The 6,479-nt window shown below is 69.7% G+C and carries 7 protein-coding genes; 1 reads left to right on the plus strand and 6 read right to left on the minus strand.

The genetic code is table 11. The features are described from left to right. Positions 1–55 precede the first annotated feature (55 nt). From GA0115259_RS18460 to GA0115259_RS18480, 5 genes are all read right to left on the minus strand, one after another. Positions 56–634 carry a DUF4396 domain-containing protein gene (locus tag GA0115259_RS18460; protein WP_093598137.1) on the minus strand — a complete coding sequence of 193 codons (579 nt, stop codon included), beginning with the start codon at positions 632–634 and terminating at the stop codon, positions 56–58. Between the two features lie 311 nt (positions 635–945). Then, complete coding sequence (locus tag GA0115259_RS18465; protein ID WP_093598140.1) at positions 946–1,629, minus strand: DUF305 domain-containing protein; 684 nt, start codon at positions 1,627–1,629, stop codon at positions 946–948. 89 nt (positions 1,630–1,718) lie between these two features. After that, on the minus strand, positions 1,719–2,120 hold the full coding sequence (locus tag GA0115259_RS18470) for a DUF6153 family protein (RefSeq protein ID WP_093598143.1): 402 nt from the start codon (positions 2,118–2,120) through the stop codon (positions 1,719–1,721). A gap of 61 nt (positions 2,121–2,181) precedes the next feature. Beyond that, positions 2,182–3,303: a FecCD family ABC transporter permease gene (locus tag GA0115259_RS18475; protein WP_093598149.1), complete on the minus strand. Its 1,122-nt coding sequence runs from the start codon at positions 3,301–3,303 to the stop codon at positions 2,182–2,184. Positions 3,304–3,308: 5 nt separating this feature from the next. Then, positions 3,309–4,277, minus strand: a complete 969-nt coding sequence (locus GA0115259_RS18480; RefSeq protein ID WP_256098039.1) for a FecCD family ABC transporter permease — start codon at positions 4,275–4,277, stop codon at positions 3,309–3,311. A 187-nt stretch (positions 4,278–4,464) separates the two neighbouring features. On the opposite strand from GA0115259_RS18480, the gene GA0115259_RS18485 reads away from it, so the two are divergent. Next, positions 4,465–5,541, plus strand: a complete 1,077-nt coding sequence (locus tag GA0115259_RS18485; protein ID WP_256098040.1) for an ABC transporter substrate-binding protein — start codon at positions 4,465–4,467, stop codon at positions 5,539–5,541. Positions 5,542–5,612: 71 nt separating this feature from the next. On the opposite strand, the gene GA0115259_RS18490 is transcribed toward GA0115259_RS18485, so the two are convergent. Then, positions 5,613–6,197: a TMEM165/GDT1 family protein gene (locus tag GA0115259_RS18490; protein WP_093598146.1), complete on the minus strand. Its 585-nt coding sequence runs from the start codon at positions 6,195–6,197 to the stop codon at positions 5,613–5,615. Positions 6,198–6,479: the final 282 nt, after the last annotated feature.

Here is a 6,479-nt window from a genome sequence, read left to right on the forward strand (position 1 = left end):
TCAGCCGCTGCCGCGGCGGGCGCTCCCTGATCCGGCCAGATCCAAACGAAAGACCCTAGCTCCTGTCCGGTCGGGCGCCTCCGTGCCAGTGGTAGGCGTGGACAACGGCGTGGCCCTTGCCGCGGGAGATCAGCCACCGGTTGACCGGTACGGTGAGGACGAAGGCGACGGCGAGTGAGAAGGCCAGGGCGCTCCAGAAGAGAGTGCTGGTCAGGCCCGCGTGCATGGCGCCGGGCACGGTGAGCATCACGGTGTTGTCGATGATCTCCATGACGGCGATGGAGACGGTGTCCGCGGCGAGCGCGACCTTGAGCGCCTGACGCACGGGCAGTCCGGCGGCGAGAACGCCTCGTATGGTCAGCGCGTAACCGAAGGCGAACGCCAGGGCGATGGCCAGCGCGATGGTCGCGCCGTTGGACAGGCCGGCCGCCGTACCGATCACCATGCCCAGGACCTCGCCGATGGCGCAGCCGGTGAGGCAGTGGAGTGTGGCCCGGGCGGCGATACGCCAACCGGCGCCCGCACCCGAGCCGCTGGAACCACCGTGGCCGGAGTGCTCGCCGTACCCACTCCGCCCACTCTGCTCGCTGTGCGCGGAGCGCGTCTGCGGGTCCTGCGTGTGGTGGTGGTCCATGGCGAAACCCTCCGTCGGATGTGATCCTGCCGTTCTCGTTCTCCCATCCGAACGATATACCCCCCAGGGGTATTTCCGTCTGGACACACCGCCCGAGCCACCCGCCCCGTCTCCGCCGGAACATCACCCAACCCGGGCCCCCGCAGCGACACCGACACCCTCCCCAGAACGCACAGCCGGCCTTCACCACCCATGACCAGGCGATGAAGGCCGACGTCACGTACAAGGGACCGAGCCATTTACCCACAGTGTCCCGAGGGACCGGCCCCCGGCCGGGACCTCGTTCCACCGGTCCCGGGGCCGTCGCCCGGTTAGCTGTCGAGAAGCCCGTTCATGCGGGTGATCTCGGCGCTCTGGGAGGTGACGATGCGGCCGGCCAAGTCCTTGGCGGCCCGGTTGGCGCCTTGGGACTGCTCGGTCTTGGCCATGGTGACGGCGCCTTCGTGGTGCTTGACCATCAGCTTGAGGAAGGCGGTGTCGAATGCCGCGCCGGACGCGTTCTCCAGCGTGGACATGTCGTCCTCGCTCATCATTCCGGACATGGTGTGTGCGGAGTGGTCCGTGTCGTCGGTCGGCACCTGCTCGCCCCAGCCCTTGAGCCAGCCGGACAGCGTCTTGATCTCCGGGTCCTGTGCCTTTTTGATCTCGGAGGCGAGCGTCATGACCTCCGCCGAGGAGGCTCGGGTGGTGGCCAGATCGGCCATCTCGATCGCCTGCCGGTGGTGCGGGATCATGCCCTGTGCGAATGCCGTGTCGGCGGCGTTGTGGGCCGCGTCCGCCGTCGGTGCCGACGCCGATGGTGAGGCAGAGGAGGAGGACGATCCGTTGCCGTGGCCGGAGTGTCCGGAGCGTGCCGTGGAACCGTCGTCGTTGCCGCCGCATGCGGCGAGTGCCAGCGCGGCGCCGACCACGGCCACGGCGGTCGCGGTCCTGCGGGCGAGATGACGAGCGAGAGGGCGAGCGGGACAACGAGCGGAATGACGGAATGAGGTCATGGTGAAGCGACTCCTGTGCGAAGAAGAGGGATGAGGGCATACCGCAGGTGGCCGATGGCCCGTGGTACGGGCTCGGCCGCAGGGCAGGCCTATATGCGCAGGAGTTGCAGTTCGCTCAGGGACGGCGGAGCCCGGTCGTCCGGCGCCGCCCCCGGCGTCCGCTGCGGTGTGGTCGCCGGATCGGCGAGGCCGGCGGGCAAGGTCGAGCCGGCCAGGGCGGACAGTGCGGGCCCGGTACTCGTACCGGCCGCCGCGCAGGTGCCGTCCGCGTGATCGAGATGGCCGCCGCCCCCATGGTCCGGATGCGCGCAGTCCCCCGCTCCGGCCGGCATGACATGGACGGACGACGGCGTGCTGTGCGCGGCGGTCGCCGTCATGGCGACCGGTGCCAGGCCGTGCATCGCCAGCACTCCGGCCACCAACGCCAGCACCAGCAGCGGAAGGCCCCGTACCCGCCAGGGCCGGTTCGCGCCATGCGCTGGCCATCTCATGTGCTCATCGTAAACACCGCACAGCCGACCATGTGATCTGGGATAACCCGGGCGAGTCCGATCACCGCGGGCGCGCACTGCTTCTCTCCCTCGACAGCAGCCACAGCAGATAGATCCCGCCGAGGGCACCGGTGACCAGGCCCACCGGGATCTGGAACGGCGAGAGCAGCCGCTGGGCCAGCAGATCGGCCGTGGCGAGGAGGAGCGCTCCGGTGACCATGGCCGGTCCGATCGGGGCACCGGGCGACCGCGTGACTCTGCGGGCGAGTTGAGGCGCCGCCAGTGCGAGAAAGCCGATGGGACCCGCGACGGCGATGGCCGTGCCGGCCAGGGCGACACCGAGCAGCAGGCCGACCGCGCGGATCCGCGCGACGTTCACGCCGAGCGCGCCCGCCGTGTCGTCCCCCATCTCCATCAGCCGCAGCGGTCTGCCGACGGCCAGGGCCGCCATCGCGAGCACCGGCAGGGCGAGGGCCAGCGGTGTGACCTGCGGCCAGGAGACGGCGTTGAGGCTGCCGAACGTCCAGGCCTTGGCGCTCTCCGCCGACTCCAGATCGGCCCGGGTGATGAGGTAGTCGTTGACCGACGCGAGCATGGCGCCGACGGCGATACCGGCGAGCACCAGCCGGTTGCCGGAGACTCCGCGCGTGGCGGTGAATCCGTACACGGCCGCCGCCGTAACCAGACCGCCGAGTACCGAGCCCGCGCCGACGCCGATCCCAGCCGTGCCGCCGCCCGCCAGGATGACGACGAGCGCGCCGCTGGTGGAGCCGGTGGTGAACCCGATGACGTCCGGGCTGCCGAGCGGATTGCGCGACAGACTCTGGAACAGCGCACCGGACAGTCCGAGCGCGGCCCCGACCAGTAGCGCGGCACAGACGCGCGGCAGCCGCTGGCCGACGACGATGAACCGGTCGGTGCCGGAGCCGCCTCCCATGAGTACGTCGAGGATCTGGCCCGTACCGATCCGGTAGGTACCGGTGAACATGGTCACCGCCCACACCGCCGCGCAGGCCAGCAGCAGTACGGTCATGACGGCGGCGGTCCGTCCCGAGTAACGGAGCGCGGGTCCGCCCGGGAGCCGCAGTACCCGGGTCGGGGCGGCGGCGGTGCGCTGTGTGACGGTGCGCTGTGCAGCGGTGCGACGGGAAGTCGGGCCGTCCGGGGCCTTCGCGGTGTTCATGGTGTTCACGAGGAGACCGCCCTCCGACGGACGACGAGCCACAGCAGCGCGGGAGCGCCGATGAACGCGGTGACGATACCGACCTCGATCTCGCCCGGTGGAGCGATCACCCGTCCCGCGATATCACTGACCAGGAGCAAGATGGCACCGCCCGGCAGGGAGAAGGCCAGCAGTCGGCGCAGATCGGGTCCCAGGACCAGCCGCAGGACATGCGGAACGACCAGTCCGACGAAGCCGATCGGTCCTGCGGCGGCCGTCGAGGCACCGCACAGCAGCATGATCGAGAGAAATCCGGCCGCACGGACCCAGGACACCCGGAGTCCGAGCGCCGCGCCGGTCTCGTCGCCCAGCGCGAGGGCGTTCAGGGACGGACCGAGCGCGAGCGCGATCAGCGTTCCGGCGGCGACGAACGGGACGGCGGCGGTCAGCGCCTCCGTACCGCGGTTCTCCAGCGCGCCCACCACCCAGAACCGGTACGAGTCGAACGCGTCCGTGTTGAACATGGTGAGGATGCCCGTACAGGCGCCCAGACTTGCCGACAGCGCCGCTCCCGCCAGCACGAGCCGGGTGTGCTGGTGGCTACGGGACGCGCCGGAGGTGAGCGTATGGACGAGCAGGGCGGCCAGCACGGCCCCGGCGAAGGCGAACCAGACATAGCCGGACACGCTGGTGATGTGGAATCCGGCGATCGCGACCACCACCGCGAAAGAGGCGCCGGAGTTGACTCCCACGATGCCCGGCTCGGCCAGCGGGTTACGGCTGATGGCCTGCATGACAACACCGGCCAGGGCGAGCGCCGCGCCGACGACGACCGCCAGGACGGTACGAGGCATCCGCAGCCGCCGGACGATGATGGCCTCCGGGCTTCCGTCGTCATGCAGCAGAACGCGCCACACGGTCTCCAGAGGGATGCTCCGCGCGCCAACTCCCAGGCTGACCAGGACGAGCAGCAGTACGACAGTGAGACAGACCACGAGCGCGACGAACAGCCGCCCGCGCCGCAGCCCGCGTTTCCGTGGCCCATCGGCCCGTGCGTCATCGGGCTTCGGCTCGCCGTCCGGTGGCCTCCGGGCCCCGGAGCGCGTACTTCCGGATGTGTGATCTATCGCATCACTGTCATACCTACTCATCGACACTTAGGGAAGCCTAAGCTAAGCGATCGTGTACCGCTTCCGTGATCTTCATCTCAGTCTCCATCTCACCCGTGTCGTCAGCGGGTTCGCCGTAGCCGGCGCCCTGCTGCTCAGCGGCTGCTCCGCCGACTCGGCGGACTCCGCCACCGCCGCGTCGGCCGGCAAGGGCACCGCCGCGCCCTCGGCCGCCTCCACCCACACCGCGCCGCGCGCCGTGCCCAAGGGCATGGGAAGCGGCAAACCGGACGGTGAATTCCCGCGTACGGTCGGCCACTTCGAGGGCAGGACCACCATCGGGGCCGAGCCCAGGAAGGTGGTGGTCATCTCCACCGGTCAGGCCGACGCACTGCTCACGCTCGGCACCGTGCCGGTCGGCTCGACCCGGGGCGACGGCGCGGATCTCGTACCCGGCTATCTGATCAAGGACTTCCCGCAGCACGCGGCCCAGTTGGCGAAGGTCGCCGATGTGGGCTCGCGGGTGGATCCCGATCTGGAGACCATCGCCAACATCAAGCCCGATCTGATCCTGATGAACATCGCCGGCAAGAACGCCAAGGGCCTCTACACGGCGCTGAGCGAGCTGGCGCCCACGATCGCCACCCAGGGCACCGGGCTCTACTGGAAGCAGGACTTCCTGCTCGTCGCCGACGGGCTGGGCAGGACCGAGCGGGCGCAGTCGTTCCTGGACGAGTTCCACGCCGACGCCGTCGCCCTGGGCAAGGCGGTCGACAAGCCGGTCACGGTGTCCTTCCTACGGCTCAACGGGGACCGTCTGCGGGTCTTCGGTGTGCCCTCGTTCACCGGCAGCATCGCCGAGGACACGGCGCTCGGACGGCCCGAGAGCCAGCGCTTCGACGAGACGTCGGAGGACATCAGCAACGAGCAGCTCGACCGGGCCGACGCCGACTGGCTGTTCTACGGAGTCCAGGGCGCCGGATCCAAAACCTCGGCGCTCACCGGGGCACCGCTGTGGCCGACGCTGTCCGCCGTCGTCGGGAAGACCGCGATCCCGGTCGACGATGACGCCTTCTATCTCAACACCGGCCCCACGGCGGCGCGTGACGTGCTCGCCGTACTGAAGGAGCATCTGGTCCCGAAGGGCTGACGAAGCGCTGACAAACGCTGAGCAGCGGTCCGTACCGCCGTGGCGGTGCGGACCGCGGGCCCATCAGGCTGTCAGCCCACGAAGATCTCCACGACGGACCAGACGGCGAGGCCCAGCATGCACAGCCCGCCGATGCGCTGGACGGTCCTGAGCGGGACACGCGTGGCGATGAAACGGCCCGCGAGCAGCGCCAGCGCGGAGACCGACATCAGTGCGGCGGCCGAACCGATCGCGGTCGACCAGGTGCCATTACTGGCGGCGAGATTGGCGGTGGTGATCTGTGTCAGATCGCCCCACTCGCTGATGAACACGGCCATGAAGGCGGTCGAGTAGACCGGCCAGAACCCTGTGACGGTCTTCGTCCCTGCCTTCTCGTCCTCGTCGCCGCCTCCACCGCGCAGCAGCATGAAGGCACCGAACGCGAACAGCAGCGCGGAGACGAGCTTGACGGTCCAGCCGGGAAGCAGCCCGATCAGACTGCCCGCCCCGACGGCGATGGCGACATGCACGAGGAACGCCGTCGATGTGCCGAACCAGACATAGAGCGGACGCATACGCGTACCCATGGCCAGGGACGCGAACATGGTTTTGTCGGGGAGCTCCGCAAGGAAGATCAGCCCGAAGGCGGTGACGATCGCCAGGGGGTCGAGAGACATTCCGGGTGGCTTTCTCTGAGGGCCGGACCCGGGTCTTCGCGAAGCGCCGTGAGGAGCAGGAGGACCACTCGGCCCGGCACGACGGCGTACCCGCGGGACACGGGTACGTCAATGCCTGACCGAAGGTCTCGCCCACCCGCCTGAGACGGGCCCGGCCACCGGGAACCCTGGGGTTCCAGTGTGTCGACGACCGGTTCGCGGGGCTACTCCCCTTCGCGGTCACCCAGACTACCCCACCCCCGGAAGAGTGATCGAAGCCGGTACGGCAGCGGGCCGCCAGGC

The organism is Streptomyces sp. MnatMP-M17, from assembly GCF_900091995.1.
Lineage (GTDB): Bacteria > Actinomycetota > Actinomycetes > Streptomycetales > Streptomycetaceae > Streptomyces.